This is a genomic window from Enterococcus sp. DIV0802b (genome assembly GCF_050543535.1).
GTDB lineage: Bacteria > Bacillota > Bacilli > Lactobacillales > Enterococcaceae > Enterococcus_D > Enterococcus_D entomosocium.
Genome location: NZ_CP172941.1, coordinates 1397858 through 1417556, shown reverse-complemented (window position 1 = coordinate 1417556; position 19699 = coordinate 1397858). Strand labels below are relative to the sequence as shown.

Here is a 19699-nt window from a genome sequence, read left to right as displayed (position 1 = left end):
ATATGATACAAGTTGTAGAGGTACCCTACATTTTTTTAAACGAATCGTATATGAAATCGGATATTAGAAGGGATAAAGATTATGCCAGTAAAAATTAGTGATTTAACCTTACCAAAGGACAAACTAGAAAAAGAATATCAAGTCGTCAACGTTTCAAGATGGCAAAGAGATGGGGAAATTTTAGGATGGAGCTATGAATGTGTACTTCCAAAACTACGTTTCGAAAAAATTAGTGTCAAGGTTCGAAGTGAGTTGCCTGCCATCACGAAAGAGGAGTTGGATGAGCACGGAATCGCAACTATCACATTCGCTAACCTACTTGTTTCACCATGGGGGCGAGCCAATGGGCAACTTGTTAGCTATGGACTTTCAGCAACTGCCGATTCAGCTACACTAATGAACAAAAAACTAACAAATCCTCAATCCAACAACTCAAATAACTAAAATTCCTACTTGTTTGTTGGGTGGTTTCGAAATGGGCGGCTGGCCTCAGCCAAAGCCGCTCATTGAAAACTGAATAACATGGTCAACTATGTAAGGGGTGCTGATGATTGTTAAAAGCTTACAATAAAAAAATCATTGAAACTCCTACGTATATCGAAATTTGGGAATATGAAAAAACTATTTTTTATAAGACTAATGAAAAGAAAAATGATGAATTCACACATAAGACTCCTGAATGGATTAAAAACTTAAAAGAGCCCAACAAAAAATTTGATGAGTTATCTGCTGAAAAACAATACAACAGTCTAAAACGAAAATCAAAACATTATCGTAATATGCGATTTGAAATCGCACGATTAGTTGATGAAAATTTTAATCATAATACAAAATTCTTAACACTTACCTTTAAAGAGAATATGCAGAACATTGATGCTACGAATGATGAATTCAAGAAATTTATTAAACGACTAAACTACCAATTATTTAAAACGAAGAAATCCCGAATTAAGTATCTTGCAACGTGGGAAAAACAAAAACGTGGTGCGATCCATTATCATATTATCTTATTTTCATTCCCTTACGTTCCACATGAACGATTGATGGATATTTGGGGGCATGGCCTTATCTGGATTAACAAGATTGATGTGGACGCTGCCGAAAATCGAGGTAGATATGTCAGTAAGTATTTTGATAAAGATTTGGATATCAAGGAACACAAAAAGAAAGCCTTCTTCAAATCTCAAAACCTCAAACGTCCTAGAGAAACAAAAAAACTGACTGAGAATAAAGTGAATAAGGAAGGTATCGGTGTATTATTTTCTAGCAATTATATCCGCAAAACACCAAAATTTCTAAACGTGCTAAATGAACATGGGCATTATGAACAAATCATCGAATTTGAAGAATCTAATGTGACCTATACAAAAATAAAGAAAGACAAGAACACATCTGTTGATTGAATTCATCATTCGTGGCAACAATGTTCTTGTGTACGAGGTATTAGTATTATGAAAATAGAAATCCCAATTGAATTTGACGATGTTCTTATCGAGATCGTCACACAAAATGTTATCCAAGCATTACAAGAATCGAAGAAAGTTGATTATAAAATAGAAGAGCTACCACAGTATCCTAACCGCAAACAAGTTAAACGAATATTAAAAATCGGAGACGGAAGATTAAATCAATGGATTGCTAGTGGATTGAAAATAATCCCATTTGGCAAAGAAATGCGCTTTGATCGTGAAGATATCCAGAAATTCTTGAATCAACTAAAACTTTAAACCTTGATTAGTCTTAAAAAGCTGTCTATGATTATCGTAGGAAGGAGAAAAGTTATCCTTTGGTATACTGGCGAATTACAAAGGAGAAAAACATGATAAAAAAATATCAAAAGAAAAATGGCAATACCGCTTACATGTTTAAAGCGTATTTGGGAGTTGATCCCCTGACTGGTAAGAAAATGTACACTACACGTCGAGGATTCAAAACCCAAAAAGAGGCAAAAATTGCACTAGCTCGACTAAATGTTGACGTAAAAGACAACAAATATACACCAGAAAAAAATTATACATTCACCCAAATTAAAGATTTATGGATTAGGCAGTATAAAGATACTGTGAAAGAAAGTACGTATCAACGTGTAAAATTTCTCTTTGATAAAAACATTTCTAAAAAATTTGGTAACAAGCGAATTTCTAAATACACCGTTCCCTATTGTCAAAATGTCATCAATGAATGGAAAGAAAAATATGCAACTCATCGAGCTTTGAAATCTTATGTATCTAGAATATTTGATTTTGCTATCAGGATGAATGTTTTGGTAGATAATCCGATGTCCCATGTCTCTTTTTCAAAAGGAAAAAATCGAGCTCATGAAAAAAAGGAAGTTTACTTAGAGGCAGATGAACTGAAACAGTTTCTTATCTACTGTGAAAATGACTCTTTTCCGCTAACGTTTCCATTTTTCAGACTACTTGTATTTACTGGAATAAGAAAAGGTGAAGCATTAGCACTGACATGGAATGATGTGGATTTCAAAAACAAGCAGCTCACTATCAATAAAACTGCTTCGTTAAATGAAAGAAACAAAGTTGTTGCCACGACTCCCAAGACACCAAGTTCAAACCGCACGATTTCACTTGATACAAAAACAATTGAAATACTGGAACAATGGCGAAAAAATCAACGAGAGTATTTATTAGCATGTGGACAGAATGCCTTACAGCCAAATCAATTAGTTTTCGCTTCAAAGAATAATAACTATATCGTATTAACAAGATTCAATAATATCTTAGCGAGAATATGCGAACTTCATGATTTACCACATTTAACTATTCACGGGTTTAGACATACTCATTGTAGTCTACTTTTTGAAGCTGGCTTATCAGTCAAAGAAGTTCAAGAACGGTTAGGTCATTCGGATGTGCAAACCACATTGAATATCTACACTCACGTAACTAAAAAGCAAAAAGATATAGTAGCAGAAAAGTTTTCAAATTACGTTAATTTTTGAGGGATGGTCAAAGGGATGGTCAAAAAACAAAAAAAGAGCTAGAACCCTTATCTAACAAGGTTTCTAGCTCATAATAATCAAAAATAATTATTTAACAGTTACTGAAGCGCCAACTTCTTCTAAAGCTGCTTTCAATGCTTCAGCTTCGTCTTTAGAGATGCCTTCTTTAACTGCTGAAGGAGCTCCGTCAACGACTGCTTTCGCTTCTTTCAAGCCTAAGCCAGTTGCTTCACGAACTGCTTTGATAACTTTAACTTTTTGATCGCCAGCTGCAGTCAATTCTACAGTGAATTCAGTTTGTTCTTCAGCAGCACCAGCATCGCCAGCTCCACCAGCTACAGCTACAGGAGCTGCAGCAGATACGCCAAATTCTTCTTCGATAGCTTTAATTAAATCGTTTAATTCTAAGATTGTCGCGCCTTTTAGCTCTTCGACAATGTTTTCAATGTTCAATGCCATTTTGTTTTCCTCCATTTAAGTAAGTAGTTTAGTTTTTAATACTGAAAAATTATGCGGCAATTATGCTGCATCTTCTTCTTTTTCTGCCACTGCTTTGACAGCGTAAGCCACGTTGCGGATAGGTGCTTGTAGCACAGATAGCAACATAGAAAGAAGTCCTTCGCGGTTTGGCAATTTCGCCAATGCAGTAATTTCTTCCAATGAAGAAACTTTGCCTTCGATGATACCGCCTTTGATTTCTAAAGCTTTTGCGTCTTTTGCGAAATCGTTAATGATTTTTGCAGGTGCAACAACGTCTTCGTTACTGAATGCTACGGCAGTAGGGCCAGTGAATACTTCACCTAAACCTTCTAGACCAGCTTTTTCAGCAGCACGAGAAAGAATTGAGTTTTTGATAACTTTCATCTCAACGTTTGCATCACGCAATTGTTTACGTAAGCGAGTTACTTCATCAACAGTTAGTCCACGGTAGTCAACAACGACTACAGATGCGGCTGCAGAGAATTTTGCACTCACTTCATCAACGATCGCGGATTTTTTAGCGATAGCTGCTTCACTCATTTATATTTCACCTCCTGATTTTGATGGAAGAGTTTCTTCGAAACAAACTGTTCCTTTGTCCTATAAAGGACAATAAAAAAACTCTATGCCACCGTAGACATAGAGGGACTATTGAAGATTCTCAATAAACGTCCTCGGTAGGAAATTAAGGCAAATGCCACCTACTGTCTTCGGTACAGTTAAACTTTTAACCTTGACTACCTTACCACAGATAAGGTAGTCAAGTCAATAAAAGTTTTGAATTTTTGTATTAAATTAGAAAGAAGCTTGTTCTACATGGATCCCAGGACCAAATGTTGTTGTAACTGAGATATTTTTCATGTATTGCCCTTTTGCTGCTGAAGGCTTAGCTTTCAACAATGTTTCATGGATCGTTTTGAAGTTTTCAATCAATTTGTCATCTTCAAAAGAAACTTTTCCGATTGGTACGTGGATGTTCCCAGCTTTGTCAACACGGTAAGTAACTTTACCAGCTTTTACTTCGTTAACTGCTTTTGTTACGTCCATTGTTACTGTACCAGTTTTAGGGTTAGGCATCAAACCTTTAGGGCCTAATACACGACCTAATTTACCAACAGTAGCCATCATGTCAGGCGTTGCAACAACAACGTCAAAATCGAACCAGCCACCTTGGATTTTTTGAACCATATCGTCGTCACCAACGAAATCAGCACCAGCTGCTTCTGCTTCTTTGGCTTTATCGCCTTTAGCAAAAACTAAAACTGTTTGTGTTTTACCAGTACCGTTTGGTAATACAACCGCGCCACGGATTTGTTGATCCGCTTTTTTAGGGTCTACGTTTAATTTGTAAGCAACTTCAACCGTTGCGTCGAATTTTGCAATATTTGTTTCTTTTGCCAAAGCTACTGCTTCTTCAACTGAATAAGCTTTTGTAGCATCAACTTTTTTCAATGCTTCTTGCATTTTTTTGCTTTTTTTAGCCATTTTGTTTCCTCCTTGATGTGGTTATAACGGTAGAACCTCCCACGTGTCCCATATTTTTCAATATGAAGCCGACTGAGAAGCTACTTCCTTAGGGCTGTAATTATTCTACAGTGATCCCCATGCTTCGTGCAGTTCCTTCAACCATGCGCATTGCTGCTTCAACGTCAGCTGCGTTTAGGTCTTCCATTTTCAATTCAGCGATTTCTTTTACTTGATCGCGTGAAACTTTTGCAACTTTTGTTTTGTTTGGTTCGCCTGAACCTTTTTCAACGTTTGCTGCTTTTTTCAACAATACTGCTGCTGGTGGTGTTTTTGTAACGAAAGTAAATGAACGGTCTTCGTATACAGAGATCACTACTGGAATGATCAAACCTGCTTGATCAGCTGTACGAGCATTGAATTCTTTAGTGAATCCCATGATGTTGATACCCGCTTGACCTAGCGCAGGACCTACCGGCGGAGCTGGTGTTGCTTTACCTGCAGGAATTTGCAATTTAACGATTTTTTCTACTTTTTTTGCCACGAGACATACCTCCTTGAGTCCGTGATGTGGTTAATTGGAGATCCAAATTTCTCCTCCCACTTTGGTGATTCATGTGCACACACAAAAAACGTGTGACGAAAGCACACTGGAATATTATAGCATCTTTATGGAATAATTCAAGGTTTTTCAGCTGATTTTTTTGAAAAAATGCTCACCAGCGCTTTTCGTTAGTCCATCGCTAAAAAAAGAAATAAAAATCACTTGCTTTTGGTCTGCTTTTTTCATTCTCTCATTTTTTTATGCTACACTACTACTGGAATTCTTCCCTATTCGTTTACTACTATCGAGGTGAAAAAAATGGAACAATTAAAATACCGCAGTGTATTTGACATAATCGGACCCATCATGGTGGGTCCCAGCAGTTCTCATACCGCCGGTGCTGCCCGGATCGGAAAAATCGTTCGCAGTATTTTTGGCGAACAGCCAGACAGTGTAGATATCCTGTTGTATGAATCGTTTGCTAAAACCTATCGCGGTCATGGAACCGATATTGCGTTAGTTGGCGGTCTCTTAGGCATGGAGCCAGATGATGCTCGCCTAGCGGACTCTTTAAAAATCGCTTATGAGAAAGGGATCGAAGTCTTATTCGTCCCTAAAAAAGAAAAAGCGGAACATCCGAATATGGTCAAGATGATTTTGACAAAAGGTAGCCACAAACTATCTGTCACTGGCATCTCGATCGGTGGTGGCAACATTCAAATCTCAGAGCTTAACGGCTTCAAAATTTCTCTGACACTGGGTACCCCTACTTATGTGATCGTCCATCAAGATGTTCCGGGAATGATTGCGAAAGTAACCAATTTACTATCAGAGGCTCAAATCAATATCGGTACGATGACCGTTACGAGAGAAGCTGTCGGTGATAAAGCAATCATGATCATCGAAGTCGATCAGCGCAATGATCAGCTGGCGCAACAAATCAAAGTTTTGCCGCACGTTTACAGCGCTGCGTATTTTGATTAAAGGAGATAAGCACATGTTCTATACAATAGAAGAGTTAGTAATAGAAAGTAAAAATTATCCTTCCGTTGCAGAGATGATGATTGCGATCGAAGCAGAAAATACTGGTCGTAGTCGCGAACAGATCCTTGCAATCATGGAAAAGAATTTAGTTGTTATGGAACAATCAGTCGCTGAAGGTGTCGCTGGTGTAAAATCGGTGACGGGATTGACCGGCGGCGATGCGACTCGCATGAACGACTACCTTGCTGCCGGTGATTTTTTAAGCGGAGAAACCATTCTACAAGCGGTCCAAAATGCCATTGCAGTCAACGAAGTCAATGCGAAAATGGGCTTGATCTGTGCAACACCGACTGCCGGTAGTGCGGGTGTTGTTTCTGGTGTATTAATGGCCGTACGTGAGCGTTTGGCACTGACTCGAGCGCAACAAGTCGACTTTTTGTTTACAGCCGGCGCCTTTGGTCTGGTGATTGCCAACAATGCCTCGATTTCCGGTGCCGAAGGCGGTTGTCAAGCAGAGATCGGTTCTGCTAGCGCAATGGCAGCGGCGGCTTTGGTTTGTGCAAAAGGTGGCACCCCCCACCAAGCGGCTCAAGCGGTGGCGATCACCCTCAAGAATATGATGGGCTTGATTTGTGACCCTGTCGCGGGCTTAGTCGAGGTCCCCTGCGTGAAGCGCAATGCCCTGGGATCTTCCCAGGCCTTTATCTCTGCCGACATGGCATTAGCAGGAATCGAAAGTGTCATCCCACCTGATGAAGTGGTCTTAGCGATGTATCAAGTAGGACGACAAATGCCTAGCATTTTCAAGGAAACGGCTGAAGGTGGTCTAGCCATGACACCGACTGCCCAACGCCTACAGGCAGAAATCTTAGAAGCCAATCGTTGATGTTTTTTTAGAAATGAACACGAATAAAAACCAACCAAGAACAACCAATCTTTGCTTGTTCTTGGTTGGTTTTCATTTTCCCATTATTTCCAACGACGAAAAGGCAAGCACTCCCTACTTGTTAAACAAGTAACAAATGACATTGGCGGTTTTTCTACTCCCACTCGCCTACCCTATAGTGTTTCTTTTGGGCAACGGGTTTTAATACCTTCACAGGCTCGGAAAATTTAGGTTTTCCTTCTGTTTGATCCAATGGGACCAATGGCTGCTCGCTTTCTTGTGCTTTCAAGTCCATTTGTGGTTTTTCATCCTTGGTAGCTTGCGCCTGATCGGCTGATTTTTGCCAAAGCTGTTTGCTGAGATCCAATAAGGGAATGATCATCATGGCGACTAGCCCGCCAGAAAAACCATTGTTATACAGATTCAAACCTCCATGTAAGAAATCAATATTCAGTACCATTGAGGCGTGCACAAAACCGACCACCAAGCCGCCTTTCCAGCCATAGGCATTTGTTACTGCACAGAGCATCATCGCAAAAATCGCTGACGTGACTGTAACCGTCTCGTTGATGGTGTATACGCTCAATAGATTGGCAATCGTCACCCCTGCCAATAAAGGCAGCGAGTTAAAGACATGAGAGCCACAAGCAGAAAAGCCGATGACGCAAAAGATCGCACCGATAACTGGTCCATTTAAAACCGCACCAATACTGACGACATATGCCACAAGCAAAAACGTCATCAATCCCATGTTGATCATCGTATTATAAACGCCGGTATCACGTAAGATATCTCGTTCGATTTTGCCACTATGAGACCAAATCGCTCGCATATTCAATCGTTTTTTCTTGATTGCCATCAGCGACCCATAGCCTACGAACACACTTCCTAAAACCAGCATCATGAGAATCAAACGCGGCTGCTGTTCTTGCGACACCAATGTTCTTAGCTCAATCGTTAGGCCAAACATCCGACAGATAGCGGCGACTAATGTACACAACATTCCTGAAGTGAATCCAGCACTGTATAAACTGACGCTTTGAAAAAGTCCTTGAAAATATAAGGCCATGGGAACCATCAAAAAACCGGTAAAAATTCCAATACCGTACCCCATCACCAAGCTAAAATAAGGCGGTAGTGAGTCATTGAATGCAAAATAGCTGACGATTGGAGAAACCGACGATCCATACAAGGCAATCAACAGAAATTTTTTCAATGGTTCATTCATAAAATACGAATACAGACGGACGCCTAAAAATATCGGGATAAAATTTAGTAGATTTTTCCCAAAAAAACCATACCCAGTCACCATAAAGATAGCAGACACCGCGCCTCCTGTGATCGGCACCCGATAATGATAGCAAATCGAGATCGCTACAAACGTCATCAAACTGCTGTTTAATAAAGCCGACCCTACAGAAGTCATAGCAATATAATCTGTCACAAGATGACTTTCCGAAAATAAAATCAACTTGAGCTCTTCGACTGCCACCCTTGGATCGAAAAACAACATGGCAAAGAAAAACAGCAGCAAATTAAAAAGAAACAACAAGCTATACCCATTATGTACAGAGATCATCCCTTTAGTATGGGGATGAAAATCATTGTGAAACTTTACTCTAAAAAAAGCAAATAATTTTGACATAAGACCCCTTCCTCTTATAAAGCGCTTACTCATTTTGAGAAAAAAAGTGGGCCAACGAATTGGTCCACTTTATTCTCATTACTGTTATTTTACCGTAAATGAGCCGTTCATGCTAGTCTATCCAGCAGTTAAATTTTATCTACTTGCTCAAAATCAAGTTCTGTACTGGTTTCACGACCGAACATATCGATGTTCACTTTTAGTTTTTGTTTTTCTTCATCGATTTCTGCTACTTGTCCTTCTAGACCAGAAAACGCACCTTCGATGATTTTGACGGTTTCGCCAATTTCGACTTCCAGTTCAACTGTCCGAGTACTCATACCGATCGAACGTAAAATTGAATTGATTTCTTCTTGTAATAAAGGCGCTGGCTTGCTTCCTGCACCATGAGAGCCAACGAAACCTGTTACCCCAGGAGTATTACGTACAACGTACCAAGATTCATCCGTCATGACCATTTCAACTAATACATAGCCAGGAAATGTTTTATGAACGATTTCTTTGGTTTTGCCGTTTTTTTCTTCTGTTTCTACTTCTTCGGGAACGACGACACGGAAAATATAATCACCCATCCCCATGCTTTGTGCACGTGACTCTAGGTTCGCTTTTACTTTGTTTTCATAGCCAGAATACGTATGCAGTACATACCAATTTTTTTCAAAAGATTCCATTTTTTTCGGACTCCCCATCTTTTTTGTAAAATAAAAAAACCTCAGCTGCACCGAAGTTTTTCCTCAAAGCGATTATAGCACGATTTGTGATAAATGACTAGCGCTATCAGTAAGAAGTGTTACTTTAGGATCCAATTGAAGACCGTTTGAATCAGTGTGTCCATCACAAAGAACATCAATGCAAAAATAATGGTTGTTTGAATCACCACAAATGTATCTTTGCGTAATTGTTTTTTTGATGGCCAAGAAACGTTTTTCATTTCTTCAACAACATTTTTCAAAAATTTCATTCGATTCCCTCCTTACTTCGTTTCACGATGCAAAGTATATTGATTGCAATACTTGCAAAATTTGTTGATTTCAAGGCGTTCGCCTTTTTTACCTTCACTGACTGATTTTGAATAGTTGCGGGATCCGCAGACAGAACAAGCCAAAGCAGCTTTTTTCGTTGCCATCTTAGTGTCCTCCCCCTTTTTATAAAGTTTTCCAACACTAAAAATACCATTTATTTAAGATTGTGTCAATTTTTGATTTTCTGTCGTATAAATATAGTTTCTGCTGATTTTGTGGTATGATAATGGTGTTAAATGGGTATTTGGGAGGGAAAATTATGTTATTAAAAACAATGGTTTACAAAAAACGCGATTTAACAACGGTAAAGGAAACAGCTACCTTAGAAGAAGCGCTGGCAATTTTAGAAGAGTCTGGTTATCGTTGTGTGCCTATCCTAGATGAATCAGGAAAGATTTTTAGAGGAAATATTTATAAAATGCACATCTATCGCCATAAAGCAAATGGCGGTGACATGACTTTACCCGTCACCTATCTGCTAAAAAATGCGACGAAGTTCATTTATGTCAACTCTTCATTTTTTAAGGTTTTCTTTACAATCAAAGAATTGCCTTATATTGCGGTACTAGATGAAAACAATCAATTTTACGGCATCTTGACTCATAGTTCCTTATTGAATATGTTGTCACAATCATGGAGCGTCGAACAAGGAAGCTATGTGTTGACGATCGCATCAACAGGTCAACAAGGCGACTTAGCGGTTATCTCAAAAATAATCGCAAAATACAGCAGTATCGCTAGCTGTATCACTCTCGACATCGGTAAAGACGAATTTATTCGTCGTACGATGATCACTTTACCAGCAAACACATCAAAAGAATTATGCGACAAGATCGTTGCGCAACTAGAAGCGAAAAACTTCAAAGTTGTGGAGATCGAAGACTTAAAAGCAGAATAAAATAAAAGATCATTCCTTCATTTCTTAGGAATGATCTTTTTTCTTGTTTTTTGAGAACCATCAAAGCAAAAAACAAGCTTTTTTTACACGCGCTTATCGAAGCGAACGGCACGATTGATGATATACATCACCGGTGCCGTAATCGTCATTACAATAAATTCACTCAATGCCGTTGTTGCAAATGTTGGCCAGAAAGGCAATGCTAAGGTGATATTTAGCATAATCGCAATCAGGAACATACTTAATGAAAAAACAATGGTATTAAATGCCAGTCTTACGAAAACATTTGGAATCTTCTTATATACCAATGCAGTTGCTCCTAAAGCCAAGAAGCTTCCGAAACCGCCGAATACGACATCCAAGATCCCCATTCCAAAGAACATGTTATACACTACAACCCCGCCAACGACACCCCACATCAATTTTCTGTTGAAAACGACCAAGTGATTCAATCCTTCAGATATCCTAAATTGAATCGCTCCTGAGGCAACGGGTGAGACTAGAACCGTTACAGCAACATAAAGTGCCATAATGATCCCATTGGCTGCGACGACACGCAAACGTTGATTGGTTAGATTTGTTGATTTTTCCATTTGATCCCTACTTTCTCCGAGTTTTGATTACGCGGGATGGTTGATGAACCGCGGTGCGCTTCGCACAAGTACTTATTATACACATTAATAGCCATATATCAATGTTAAACCGGCCATTTAATCATCAAATCATCTAGAATTCACCTGACAAAACTTTATGCAGATGGAATTGCTTCCTCTATTCCTTCATCCGTTGATTCAAAGAAACACTTCGCAGCTTTCATTTTCTAGCCCTATTCGACTATCAATGAAGCATCCATCGTCAGATTTCCTAATGGCTTGTGATTCAATCTTTACCCTTGAAAGAGATGGGAAAAATATTATTTTTACGCCTACCGAAGAAATGAACGATGAAGATGGTGGCTTTGTGTTGAAACCTCGCTAAATCAAGGCGCATCTCGTGATGAAAGGTTAAGTGCTGAATTACTTTAAGATTCGTCGGATCTACGCACAGAAATCATCTTGAATACGTAAAACATCCCTTTTCGCTAACGGAAAGGGATGTTTAGAATGAATCAGACGATTCAGTTACTTTTTGATCAAAAATAGCTCTCTTCTCGTTGCCTCGTTACCTTTTTGGTAAAGCAATTTCTCATAGATGTTTACTCAGCGAATGCCTGCCACACCTCTATTTAGCTGGTCGAAAGCCCGCTTTGTAGGCTTCCACCTCTGTCTTGAACATCCGAATTGGACTGGTCGTTTTATTATAATATTGACTCCCCGGTATATGATAAATCTTTTGTTTGGAGCCTTTGATCAGCCCTTTGCCCCGTTTGTCTACATATTTTTTCAGTCCATCTCTAAATGCATCATTCGTCGTTCCAGGTGCTTTCCCACCTTTTTTCACCAGTTTGACCTGGATTGCTTCCAGTTGAAAACCAAAGCCAGACGTTCCTGAAGACTGTCCGTTTTTCGCCCACCCCATCCAGCCAAATTGTTGTGCATTGACTCGATAATAGACATCGTAATACTTAGCGATCTCACCGGTGAGTTTGATTTGGATCGCCTCCAACCGTTGTCCTTTTCCACTTGTACCAGACAGAGTCCCATTTTTTCTAAACGATTTTTCCCAGCCTTGTTTCTGAATGGAGGTTTTATATTCAATATTCCCTTTGTATTTTTCGTTAGTAATTTTTATCTTGATTGCTTCAAGTCGCTTGGCTTTCCCTGTGGTCCCTGACGTCTGACCGTTTGTTTTCCATGATTGCCACCCTTGAGACTGGATATTTGTTTGATAGCTCACACTTGGTGAAGATGCAGCAAAAACTGTCATCGGAAAAACAACAAAGCCAAGTAAAAGAACAAATAGTATTGACACTTTTTTCATTTTAAACCCTCCTTATTTTGATTATCTCAATATAATATCTAAAAAACAAACTTTTTATGAACAATAAATATTTTTTTATCAAAACACTTATTTAAACGTTGAACAGACTGAGAAATAAAAAAAGGAGTCTTAAGCGATGGCAACGAAAGTCAATTCATTTAGGGTTGGGGTCACTTATTGTATTCCTTTCAACACTCAAAGTTGAAAATTGCATGGTATCAAGCTAGCTTCTCGACGACTGATAAAATTTGCCTGTCAACGTACGATGAAAGAATCGTTGTTCATTTTTCTGAAAATCTAAGCAATTGACCGTCTGCAATGTGGTATAATCGACTTCGTTGAAATTTGTTTTGAGAGGATGGCATGATTGAACTTATTTGGATTGACCTTTGGCTTAAGAAATGTAAAAACTGGAATCAGTGTATTCCTCTGTATTTTGATTAGTGTTCTTTTGAATCGTGAAACCTACGTCGTATCAACGATCACAGCTGTTTTCACATTAAGAGAAGATCATGAGAATACCGTCAAATACGGGAAACATCGGATTGCCGGTAACAGCTTCGGCGCAATCGCTTCTGTATTTTGTATTGCGATATTTAACTTTTTCGGACATTCGTCCTTTATTCAAATGATTGCAATCCCTTTAGTGATCATGTTAATGATCGCTTTATTGGTCAAATTTGATTACTCCGAGGGAACAGTTGGTGCTTGTGCCACACTATTGACGATTTTATTTATGATTCCTCAAACTGAATCTTACTTGTATGCTTTTAATCGAATTGTTGATAGTTTTATCGGCATGACGATTGCAATATTGGTGAACCGCTTTTTTCCATTTCCGAATAAAAGTACCGCAGGGACGAAGACGACAACAAATGAGAGTGATTCATTTTAAAAATGAAAAAGAAAAAAACCATCTCAAAACAGCTTTGAGATGGTTTTTTAAGAATGGATCAGTTACTGAAAAGAACTTGTTGGTCTTCAATTAATGGATAAGAAATCGGTACATTACCTTCCAAATCTTCTTTATTCATATCAACTGCAACGATTTGACTATTTTCATACGTACGATAGTAATAGATTCCTTTATCTGTATTGCAGCAAGAAGAATAAATCGTGTACTCATAGCGCTCATTGCCTATGTCACAAAGTCCTTTTTGTTGCTCAACCGAACCTAAAATATGGAAGAACTGACTAATGCTTTCGGATTCAGATTCTCCAGAAACGGAATTCAATCGGGTAAAAGCTACTTTGACAAAGCGAGACATCGAAGAAAGATCTCCTGGCAGACCTAAGCCTCCCATTCCACGACTATATTCATCAAAATCCACCTTGTCAGAAAAATGAGTTTCCGGAGTTTTCGATGATAACACACGGTAATTATTCAAATTGAACAATTGATAGTCAAATGGTGGATTATTTGTCAAAACTCCCACCGGATTTTCATGAATATGAAGGCCATCACTCATACTTTCCACAACGATGGCACTTTTTTTATCAGCAATCATCCAATGCAAAGGCGATAGAGGCAAATCTTCACTAAAATTGATCCGAACGAGATTGACATTGGCTAATAGCCCTTTTACTTCTTCGACAGTAGCGCATTGTCCTAAGAGCCATGGGATGAACTCAAAAGGCGTAACATTCTCTTTTCCTTCTTGAAATTCATTGTAGACAGCATTTTCTGGAAAATTCAATCCAGCGATACCTAAACCTTTTTCATTGACCGCATCATAATACAGTGGATACTCAGCGACACCAGCAGCAATCCCAATCATTGCGTAATGGTGATCTATTTCACTTACTTTGCGAAATTTGAATGGATAATTTCTCGGAGTAATGGTCACTACTTCTTTATAAGAAACATCATAATCAAAATTTCTGCCAAAATAATGATCTTTCGTTACATAAGTTAACGCAGTACACATAATACTTCCTCCTAAAATAAGTTTTTTACACTTCTAATTTACTCCTATCGCTTTTTTTTAACAAGGAAAAAGCAATAAATAATAATAAAAAAATAATTAGATATATTATAGTTATTTTAATATCTTTTCTCCATAAAATGCAAACCTTTCGAATTTTTACACAAAATAAAAAAACGATTTTTTTATCACTATTTATAACAATACGCATAAACATAGTTAAATAATGATTAAAATAACCAGATATTTCTTTATTCGTGAGACTCTTCAAGGTAAAATAAATAAAGTATCTAAAAAAGAAAGGATATGTTCTTTTTTAGATACAAAAAAATATTTCTTCATAAATTATAATATAAGCAAAGTATTACAATTTATTTTGAAAAAAAGGGGTTTAAAAATGAAAAAGATTTTATTTGGTTTTGTATTAGTATCCACTTTATTCCTGACTGGTTGCTCTAGTGAAGATGTGGAAAGTGATACTATCGAATCGTCACAACAAACAACTGAAACAACAATGGAAAGCTCTGAAGAATCTGAGGATGTCGCTGCTTCTGAAGAAGAAGAGATTGAAACTAATGAGAGCTCAGAAGAAGAAATTAACAGTCAAGCGAATGAGCAAGCTTCTGATGAATTGGAAGCACAACTTGAAAAATTATCTGATACGTACGCTGATCTGATCGCAGAAGTTGAAGGGTATATTGCCAATCCTGAAACTTATGATTTGTCCGCTTACACTTCTGTTATGCGTAGCTACACTGATTTGATGAGAGAATTTCAAACAACCACTGAGACAATTGAAGCGGCTGATCTAGGTGACGGCTGGGCTTACTACGATATCTATATGGATATTTTAGAAGAATCTGTGAAACTAACTGAAGCCTTCGCCAATCTACCAGAAATGCAGCAATAACTAAAGGAGCTCTCCTATGAAAAAAGTACTAATTAAGCTAGTACGGATTTTATGTGTGATCACAATAATCCTTAACATACTAGGCACCTCTGCTTTATTTTATCTTGCCCATACTCAAAATTTACTGGGATTTATGTTTCAAACATGGCAAAATAATCCGTTTAATTTTAGTAATTACGATGTGCTGATAATCAATAATGCGATTATATTTTTAGTGGTTCCAATTTTGATTTTAATTTTTGTGAAAAATCCAAAAAAAGAATGACTGCTACTTTCTAAAAGACATAAAAGCAAAATCGAATGAAAACTCGGTTTTGCTTTTCCTTTATCTTTTATTTAAACTATTTAAATTTATCTAAAAGACAACTACCAAATCATGTAAGCGATTGCTAAAAGAGAAAAATGTGCTATACTATAAGTGTAAGGAGCAAGGATTCCCAGTAAAGCAGACGAAGCAGGTTCTGCAAGAAAAGAATTGTTGTCAACTTAGAATAAAAGACAAAGGATGTGGGAATTTGAGTTACTCCTTACTAATTGAATAGGATTCGGCGATGGGCATCATTACCTGAGGATCAAAGTGGACATAAGAACCTTTGAAAACCCAGAAAGCACAATCGTCGAATCTATTTTTTTGCTCTTTTTTCAGGCATCGTCTCCCCGCCTTCTGTCGAAACATGCTATAATTAACCGCATTGAACGAAAAAACGATATGGAGCTATTCATAAAATGAACTATTATTATCACTTCCTCGTAAACCCTGCTTCAGGTAGTGGACGAGGAAAAAAAGCGGCGGAACGTGTGCAAAGAATCGTAAAAAAACATCGTTTCCCCCATCAAATCTACCTAACCAAATCACCCGGCGACGAACGGTACATCACCAGAAAACTCTTAAAAGAACGCCTTTTGCCTTGGGATGATGTCTATTTAGAAAATGGCGAGATGCTTTATCCATTATTGGTGGTTATCGGCGGTGATGGAACGCTGCACCAAGTAGTATCAGAGTTACAACTTGAACAACAACAAATTCCCGTTGCTTACATCCCCGCTGGCTCGGGAAACGATTTTGCGCGAAGTATCGATCTGCCACGAGAGCCGGAAAAAGCGTTTTGGAAAATTGCCGGTACTACTAAGCCCCAAGAATTGGCCATTATCCGCTATGAAGAGCAGATCCAAGAGGAAAACGGCATCGCTCTTAATAATGTGGGTATTGGTCTTGATGCGGCAATCGTCTATACCACTAATCACTCTGTGGCAAAAAGCAGTCTTAATAAGTTCAACCTCGGCTCCTTTTCCTATATCGCTGCAATTATCCGCGTTTTGTTTCTTCAAAGAGGTTTTCCGATCTTAGTCGAGTGTAATGGGCAACAATTCAGTTATAAAAAAGCTTTTTTGTGCACCACGACCAATCATCCTTACTTTGGCGGCGGTGTTGCAATCGCCCCAACCGCTTCAGTCAGAGAGAAAAAGTTTGATTTCGTACTCGTTGAGCGTGTGTCGATTTTCAAGATTTTCTGGCTGATCGGTTTACTGATGCGTAAGAAACACATGAATTCACGCTACTTTCATCATCTCTCCACGTCGAAGCTGAGAATTATCTCTACCGTGCCCCAACATGGACAAGAAGATGGCGAAGAAATGGGCCAACGTCCCTTTGATATTACCTTTACTACTGCCAATCAATTATTTTGGTGCCCATAAAGAAAACGATACAAATCAGCAACGATTTGTATCGTTTTTTTCTGTGTACCTGTTAGTTTTTCGCTGAGTTGTACTGCCAACGAGGACAGCCTTCTTTTCCCAAAACAAAATGAATCATTGAAAATACTGCTGCAAATGCAACCAAGACAAAGCCATTGAACCAAAACGATCCAGTAAACCCTTGATTGTACGTGAGGGTCTCGCTAATCAAGGTATTGTTTTGAACAAACCAATACGTTGGTGTAAACGCCGCGATTTTATTGACGATATCTGGCAGGAAATTAGCTGATACAAAGACACCACCGATAAAACAGCTGCCGGTTATAAAGATATTGCTGATCCCGCCGATTGCTTCTGAATTTTTCACCAGGGAAGTGACACACGCCGAGAAGCTGATGACTGGTAATAAAAACAAGAACGTGTTCAAAATGTGGTACCAAGCTGCTGTATCCCAAGACGTGCGGATCACTAATAACACCATCAGTAATAAAAAGCCGAAAGTTAAGAGCAGCGAATAACTGATCAAGCTTAACAGGATTTTCCGCTGTAAGACACGTTTAGCAAGAGGGGCGCTCTGGTTTCGCTTGCTGATTGCTTTGCGATTAAAGGCCATATTGATCACGCCAAACCCGCTAAATATTGATAGAAAGAGACCATATGACAATAAGTTAAAGGTCATGCCTGTTAACATTTTTTTCATTCGTTGACTATATTCTGTACTGAGTTCAACTTGCCCAGTGACGGCTAGCGCTGTTTGTGCTTGTTCTATCGCCTCACTAACTGTTTTACCTTCTTCTTTAAAAAGCAAAAGCGTCTGTAAGTACGTGTTCACTTGCTGGGTGACAATGGTTTTAGAGAAAGCATCTGGCCGGCTTTGAATCTCGATTGCTGGCATCTGGCCGGCCTCCACCTGTTCCGTGAAATCTACTGGTAAATGCAAGACGATGTTTATGCGATTAAAATAAAGGGCATCATCAATTTCTTTTTGTGAGGTACCCTCCAAAGTGACCAAGGTCTGCTTCTCCTTCAAGTAGTCCCGAAGACCGTCAACGACTGGCGACTCCTCTTCACTGATCAAAGCAATGTTGGCTTCTTGTAAAGAGGTGTTTTCGACGTCGATGCTTTGTGCATAAAAGAATGTAACTCCCACAGTGATCAGTACTCCAATTAGTAAGTTCGACTTATTGGCCTTCAGTAAAGTCCAAATCGTTTTATAAAGCGTCATAGCGCACCCCTCTTTCGATCCAAGTATTTCCAATTGCGAAAAGGACGATAAAGCCAGTCAACCATAAAAGATTGGTATAAAAGCTAGCCAGATCTGTATAGTAGTATAATTGATAGAGACTTTCACTGATCAAATTGACGAGATTTATTTGCCCCAGTATCGGCACATGTAGATCAAGCCAATACTTGATTTGTTCCGAGCCCATCATCCCGGCAAAAAAGCTCATCGCCATCGTCACGGAAATCAAAATGCCATCCTTTTGCACCAGATTCATTTTTGGCGTCAGATTTCCAATCAATGTTCCTAGCAAAATCGCACACAATGATCCCAACGCGGCAACCAGTAGTAGCCACTGCCATCGTTCACCAAAGTCTACTTGATAGACAAAACGAAAAACCGCTAAAATAATGTAGACTTCTACTAACACAATCGTAAAACTCGCCGCTAAATTCGCACTTGAAACCAATGTGCGTTTTCTTGGTATCAAGGAAAGCCGAATCCCATTCGCGGATTGATTGGCTTGCTGATCCTGAACATTGCGAACACCCCACATCGTCCCATAGAGGATCGCCATCCCAATCAAAGTAAAGAAATAAAAACTTTTAACACTCATGTCACGATCAGCATTCACTTCTTGAAAAGTCGCTTCCTGTTCAAACGCGGCCATAATTGGTGCAAGATCAAGCGTTTCAAGTTCTGCTGCTTTACTAGAAATAATCGCTGTACGTTGTAAAAATTGATCCATTACATTTTTCATCAACGTCTGACTCATGCCCGCTTGCCCCACATGGAGTGAAATCGTTTCGTCAGCTATCAGATAAAACCCAGCTAAATCACCCGCATTCAGCTCTTCAACTGCCTCTGCTTCTGATAGTTCCTTAAGGTCAAATAATGGTTTTTCATTGATTTCCACTTGTTCAAGGACCGCGGAAAAATTTTCCGAAAGCGCTGATTGATCCCCGTTTTTTACGATTCCCGTCGTGATTGTCTCTAAATTTCCTGCTTGATCGATCTCCCCAAAGGCCGCCATAAACATTAGGCCTAAGAGAATGGGAAACGCCAACGTCCAAAACAGCATGGATTTATTTCGCAACAGCACTTTTGTGCGATATTTGTAAAAATGCCAAAACATGTTTTCC

At 38.8% G+C, this 19699-nt stretch carries 24 protein-coding genes and 1 other annotated feature; of the genes, 11 read left to right on the top strand and 13 right to left on the bottom strand.

The features are described from left to right. The first annotated feature begins 81 nt into the window (after positions 1 to 81). The 4 genes from IGJ12_RS06770 to IGJ12_RS06755 all read left to right on the top strand — a co-directional run bounded on the left by IGJ12_RS06770 (position 82) and on the right by IGJ12_RS06755 (position 2959). A complete protein-coding gene (locus IGJ12_RS06770) occupies positions 82 to 444 on the top strand; it encodes a hypothetical protein (protein ID WP_087664254.1) in 363 nt (120 codons plus the stop codon). Positions 445 to 551: 107 nt separating this feature from the next. Then, on the top strand, positions 552 to 1403 hold the full coding sequence (locus IGJ12_RS06765; RefSeq protein ID WP_087664255.1) for a rolling circle replication-associated protein: 852 nt from the start codon (positions 552 to 554) through the stop codon (positions 1401 to 1403). Between the two features lie 48 nt (positions 1404 to 1451). Next, positions 1452 to 1727, top strand: coding sequence for a DNA-binding protein (locus tag IGJ12_RS06760; RefSeq protein ID WP_430619499.1), 276 nt, complete (start codon positions 1452 to 1454; stop codon positions 1725 to 1727). Positions 1728 to 1819: 92 nt separating this feature from the next. After that, positions 1820 to 2959, top strand: coding sequence for a tyrosine-type recombinase/integrase (locus tag IGJ12_RS06755; protein ID WP_430619498.1), 1140 nt, complete (start codon positions 1820 to 1822; stop codon positions 2957 to 2959). Positions 2960 to 3046: 87 nt separating this feature from the next. Here the strand turns inward: IGJ12_RS06755 and rplL are convergent, their stop codons facing one another. The 4 genes from rplL to rplK form a co-directional block, all read right to left on the bottom strand. Beyond that, positions 3047 to 3418, bottom strand: a complete 372-nt coding sequence (rplL, locus tag IGJ12_RS06750; protein WP_003127081.1) for a 50S ribosomal protein L7/L12 — start codon at positions 3416 to 3418, stop codon at positions 3047 to 3049. Between the two features lie 60 nt (positions 3419 to 3478). Then, a complete protein-coding gene (rplJ, locus tag IGJ12_RS06745) occupies positions 3479 to 3979 on the bottom strand; it encodes a 50S ribosomal protein L10 (RefSeq protein WP_005236672.1) in 501 nt (166 codons plus the stop codon). Between the two features lie 65 nt (positions 3980 to 4044). Further along, positions 4045 to 4171 (bottom strand) — a sequence feature (ribosomal protein L10 leader region). 63 nt (positions 4172 to 4234) lie between these two features. Next, positions 4235 to 4924 (bottom strand): 50S ribosomal protein L1, encoded by a 690-nt coding sequence (gene rplA / locus IGJ12_RS06740; RefSeq protein WP_005229790.1) that lies wholly within the window; start codon positions 4922 to 4924, stop codon positions 4235 to 4237. A gap of 100 nt (positions 4925 to 5024) precedes the next feature. Further along, positions 5025 to 5447, bottom strand: a complete 423-nt coding sequence (rplK, locus tag IGJ12_RS06735; RefSeq protein ID WP_005229787.1) for a 50S ribosomal protein L11 — start codon at positions 5445 to 5447, stop codon at positions 5025 to 5027. 318 nt (positions 5448 to 5765) lie between these two features. Here rplK and sdaAB point away from each other — a divergent pair, with 318 nt between their 5' ends. Next, positions 5766 to 6431, top strand: a complete 666-nt coding sequence (sdaAB, locus tag IGJ12_RS06730; protein WP_005229781.1) for an L-serine ammonia-lyase, iron-sulfur-dependent subunit beta — start codon at positions 5766 to 5768, stop codon at positions 6429 to 6431. A 13-nt stretch (positions 6432 to 6444) separates the two neighbouring features. After that, positions 6445 to 7317 (top strand): L-serine ammonia-lyase, iron-sulfur-dependent, subunit alpha, encoded by an 873-nt coding sequence (gene sdaAA, locus IGJ12_RS06725; protein WP_008381622.1) that lies wholly within the window; start codon positions 6445 to 6447, stop codon positions 7315 to 7317. 154 nt (positions 7318 to 7471) lie between these two features. Here the strand turns inward: sdaAA and IGJ12_RS06720 are convergent, their stop codons facing one another. The 4 genes from IGJ12_RS06720 to rpmG form a co-directional block, all read right to left on the bottom strand. Next, a complete protein-coding gene (locus IGJ12_RS06720; RefSeq protein WP_008379789.1) occupies positions 7472 to 8962 on the bottom strand; it encodes a DUF1576 domain-containing protein in 1491 nt (496 codons plus the stop codon). A gap of 128 nt (positions 8963 to 9090) precedes the next feature. Beyond that, the gene (gene nusG, locus IGJ12_RS06715) at positions 9091 to 9633 is read right to left on the bottom strand and encodes a transcription termination/antitermination protein NusG (protein ID WP_005229769.1); all 543 of its coding nucleotides are present in this window, start codon (positions 9631 to 9633) and stop codon (positions 9091 to 9093) included. A gap of 119 nt (positions 9634 to 9752) precedes the next feature. Then, complete coding sequence (secE, locus tag IGJ12_RS06710) at positions 9753 to 9923, bottom strand: preprotein translocase subunit SecE (protein WP_005229766.1); 171 nt, start codon at positions 9921 to 9923, stop codon at positions 9753 to 9755. A gap of 12 nt (positions 9924 to 9935) precedes the next feature. After that, positions 9936 to 10088 (bottom strand): 50S ribosomal protein L33, encoded by a 153-nt coding sequence (gene rpmG, locus IGJ12_RS06705; protein ID WP_005229764.1) that lies wholly within the window; start codon positions 10086 to 10088, stop codon positions 9936 to 9938. Between the two features lie 155 nt (positions 10089 to 10243). Between rpmG and cbpA the strand changes: the two genes are divergently transcribed. Further along, positions 10244 to 10882, top strand: coding sequence for a cyclic di-AMP binding protein CbpA (gene cbpA, locus IGJ12_RS06700; protein ID WP_008379786.1), 639 nt, complete (start codon positions 10244 to 10246; stop codon positions 10880 to 10882). An 83-nt stretch (positions 10883 to 10965) separates the two neighbouring features. On the opposite strand, the gene IGJ12_RS06695 is transcribed toward cbpA, so the two are convergent. Both IGJ12_RS06695 and IGJ12_RS06690 read right to left on the bottom strand, forming a co-directional pair. Further along, a complete protein-coding gene (locus IGJ12_RS06695) occupies positions 10966 to 11475 on the bottom strand; it encodes a QueT transporter family protein (protein WP_008379785.1) in 510 nt (169 codons plus the stop codon). A gap of 628 nt (positions 11476 to 12103) precedes the next feature. Next, on the bottom strand, positions 12104 to 12802 hold the full coding sequence (locus IGJ12_RS06690) for an Ig domain-containing protein (protein WP_005236686.1): 699 nt from the start codon (positions 12800 to 12802) through the stop codon (positions 12104 to 12106). A 367-nt stretch (positions 12803 to 13169) separates the two neighbouring features. On the opposite strand from IGJ12_RS06690, the gene IGJ12_RS06685 reads away from it, so the two are divergent. Further along, a complete protein-coding gene (locus IGJ12_RS06685) occupies positions 13170 to 13697 on the top strand; it encodes an FUSC family protein (protein ID WP_005236688.1) in 528 nt (175 codons plus the stop codon). A gap of 58 nt (positions 13698 to 13755) precedes the next feature. Here IGJ12_RS06685 and bsh read toward each other — a convergent pair whose 3' ends face one another. Continuing rightward, positions 13756 to 14730 carry a choloylglycine hydrolase gene (bsh, locus tag IGJ12_RS06680; RefSeq protein ID WP_005236690.1) on the bottom strand — a complete coding sequence of 325 codons (975 nt, stop codon included), beginning with the start codon at positions 14728 to 14730 and terminating at the stop codon, positions 13756 to 13758. 394 nt (positions 14731 to 15124) lie between these two features. Here bsh and IGJ12_RS06675 point away from each other — a divergent pair, with 394 nt between their 5' ends. The 3 genes from IGJ12_RS06675 (at position 15125) to IGJ12_RS06665 (ending at position 17335) form a co-directional block, all read left to right on the top strand. After that, complete coding sequence (locus IGJ12_RS06675) at positions 15125 to 15637, top strand: membrane lipoprotein lipid attachment site-containing protein (RefSeq protein WP_430619497.1); 513 nt, start codon at positions 15125 to 15127, stop codon at positions 15635 to 15637. Between the two features lie 16 nt (positions 15638 to 15653). Then, positions 15654 to 15902 carry a hypothetical protein gene (locus IGJ12_RS06670; RefSeq protein ID WP_005236692.1) on the top strand — a complete coding sequence of 83 codons (249 nt, stop codon included), beginning with the start codon at positions 15654 to 15656 and terminating at the stop codon, positions 15900 to 15902. 461 nt (positions 15903 to 16363) lie between these two features. Further along, complete coding sequence (locus IGJ12_RS06665; protein WP_005236695.1) at positions 16364 to 17335, top strand: diacylglycerol/lipid kinase family protein; 972 nt, start codon at positions 16364 to 16366, stop codon at positions 17333 to 17335. A gap of 52 nt (positions 17336 to 17387) precedes the next feature. On the opposite strand, the gene IGJ12_RS06660 is transcribed toward IGJ12_RS06665, so the two are convergent. After that, entirely contained in the window at positions 17388 to 18560 is a 1173-nt protein-coding gene (locus tag IGJ12_RS06660; RefSeq protein ID WP_005236697.1) for an ABC transporter permease, read from the bottom strand. After that, the gene (locus tag IGJ12_RS06655) at positions 18547 to 19692 is read right to left on the bottom strand and encodes an ABC transporter permease (RefSeq protein ID WP_034878640.1); all 1146 of its coding nucleotides are present in this window, start codon (positions 19690 to 19692) and stop codon (positions 18547 to 18549) included. Before IGJ12_RS06655 ends, IGJ12_RS06660 begins: the two co-directional genes overlap by 14 nt. Positions 19693 to 19699: the final 7 nt, after the last annotated feature.

Bases quoted from the DNA above. Each gene is read 5' to 3' on its own strand.
- rplA (WP_005229790.1), bottom strand. From the start codon at position 4,924: ATGGCTAAAAAAAGCAAAAAAATGCAAGAAGCATTGAAAAAAGTTGAT.
- IGJ12_RS06770 (WP_087664254.1), top strand. From the start codon at position 82: ATGCCAGTAAAAATTAGTGATTTAACCTTACCAAAGGACAAACTAGAA.
- cbpA (WP_008379786.1), top strand. From the start codon at position 10,244: ATGTTATTAAAAACAATGGTTTACAAAAAACGCGATTTAACAACGGTA.
- IGJ12_RS06665 (WP_005236695.1), top strand. From the start codon at position 16,364: ATGAACTATTATTATCACTTCCTCGTAAACCCTGCTTCAGGTAGTGGA.
- IGJ12_RS06760 (WP_430619499.1), top strand. From the start codon at position 1,452: ATGAAAATAGAAATCCCAATTGAATTTGACGATGTTCTTATCGAGATC.
- rpmG (WP_005229764.1), bottom strand. From the start codon at position 10,088: ATGGCAACGAAAAAAGCTGCTTTGGCTTGTTCTGTCTGCGGATCCCGC.
- IGJ12_RS06660 (WP_005236697.1), bottom strand. From the start codon at position 18,560: ATGACGCTTTATAAAACGATTTGGACTTTACTGAAGGCCAATAAGTCG.
- rplJ (WP_005236672.1), bottom strand. From the start codon at position 3,979: ATGAGTGAAGCAGCTATCGCTAAAAAATCCGCGATCGTTGATGAAGTG.
- IGJ12_RS06720 (WP_008379789.1), bottom strand. From the start codon at position 8,962: ATGTCAAAATTATTTGCTTTTTTTAGAGTAAAGTTTCACAATGATTTT.
- IGJ12_RS06655 (WP_034878640.1), bottom strand. From the start codon at position 19,692: ATGTTTTGGCATTTTTACAAATATCGCACAAAAGTGCTGTTGCGAAAT.
- sdaAB (WP_005229781.1), top strand. From the start codon at position 5,766: ATGGAACAATTAAAATACCGCAGTGTATTTGACATAATCGGACCCATC.
- bsh (WP_005236690.1), bottom strand. From the start codon at position 14,730: ATGTGTACTGCGTTAACTTATGTAACGAAAGATCATTATTTTGGCAGA.
- IGJ12_RS06755 (WP_430619498.1), top strand. From the start codon at position 1,820: ATGATAAAAAAATATCAAAAGAAAAATGGCAATACCGCTTACATGTTT.
- sdaAA (WP_008381622.1), top strand. From the start codon at position 6,445: ATGTTCTATACAATAGAAGAGTTAGTAATAGAAAGTAAAAATTATCCT.
- rplL (WP_003127081.1), bottom strand. From the start codon at position 3,418: ATGGCATTGAACATTGAAAACATTGTCGAAGAGCTAAAAGGCGCGACA.
- IGJ12_RS06695 (WP_008379785.1), bottom strand. From the start codon at position 11,475: ATGGAAAAATCAACAAATCTAACCAATCAACGTTTGCGTGTCGTCGCA.
- IGJ12_RS06675 (WP_430619497.1), top strand. From the start codon at position 15,125: ATGAAAAAGATTTTATTTGGTTTTGTATTAGTATCCACTTTATTCCTG.
- nusG (WP_005229769.1), bottom strand. From the start codon at position 9,633: ATGGAATCTTTTGAAAAAAATTGGTATGTACTGCATACGTATTCTGGC.
- secE (WP_005229766.1), bottom strand. From the start codon at position 9,923: ATGAAATTTTTGAAAAATGTTGTTGAAGAAATGAAAAACGTTTCTTGG.
- IGJ12_RS06690 (WP_005236686.1), bottom strand. From the start codon at position 12,802: ATGAAAAAAGTGTCAATACTATTTGTTCTTTTACTTGGCTTTGTTGTT.
- IGJ12_RS06670 (WP_005236692.1), top strand. From the start codon at position 15,654: ATGAAAAAAGTACTAATTAAGCTAGTACGGATTTTATGTGTGATCACA.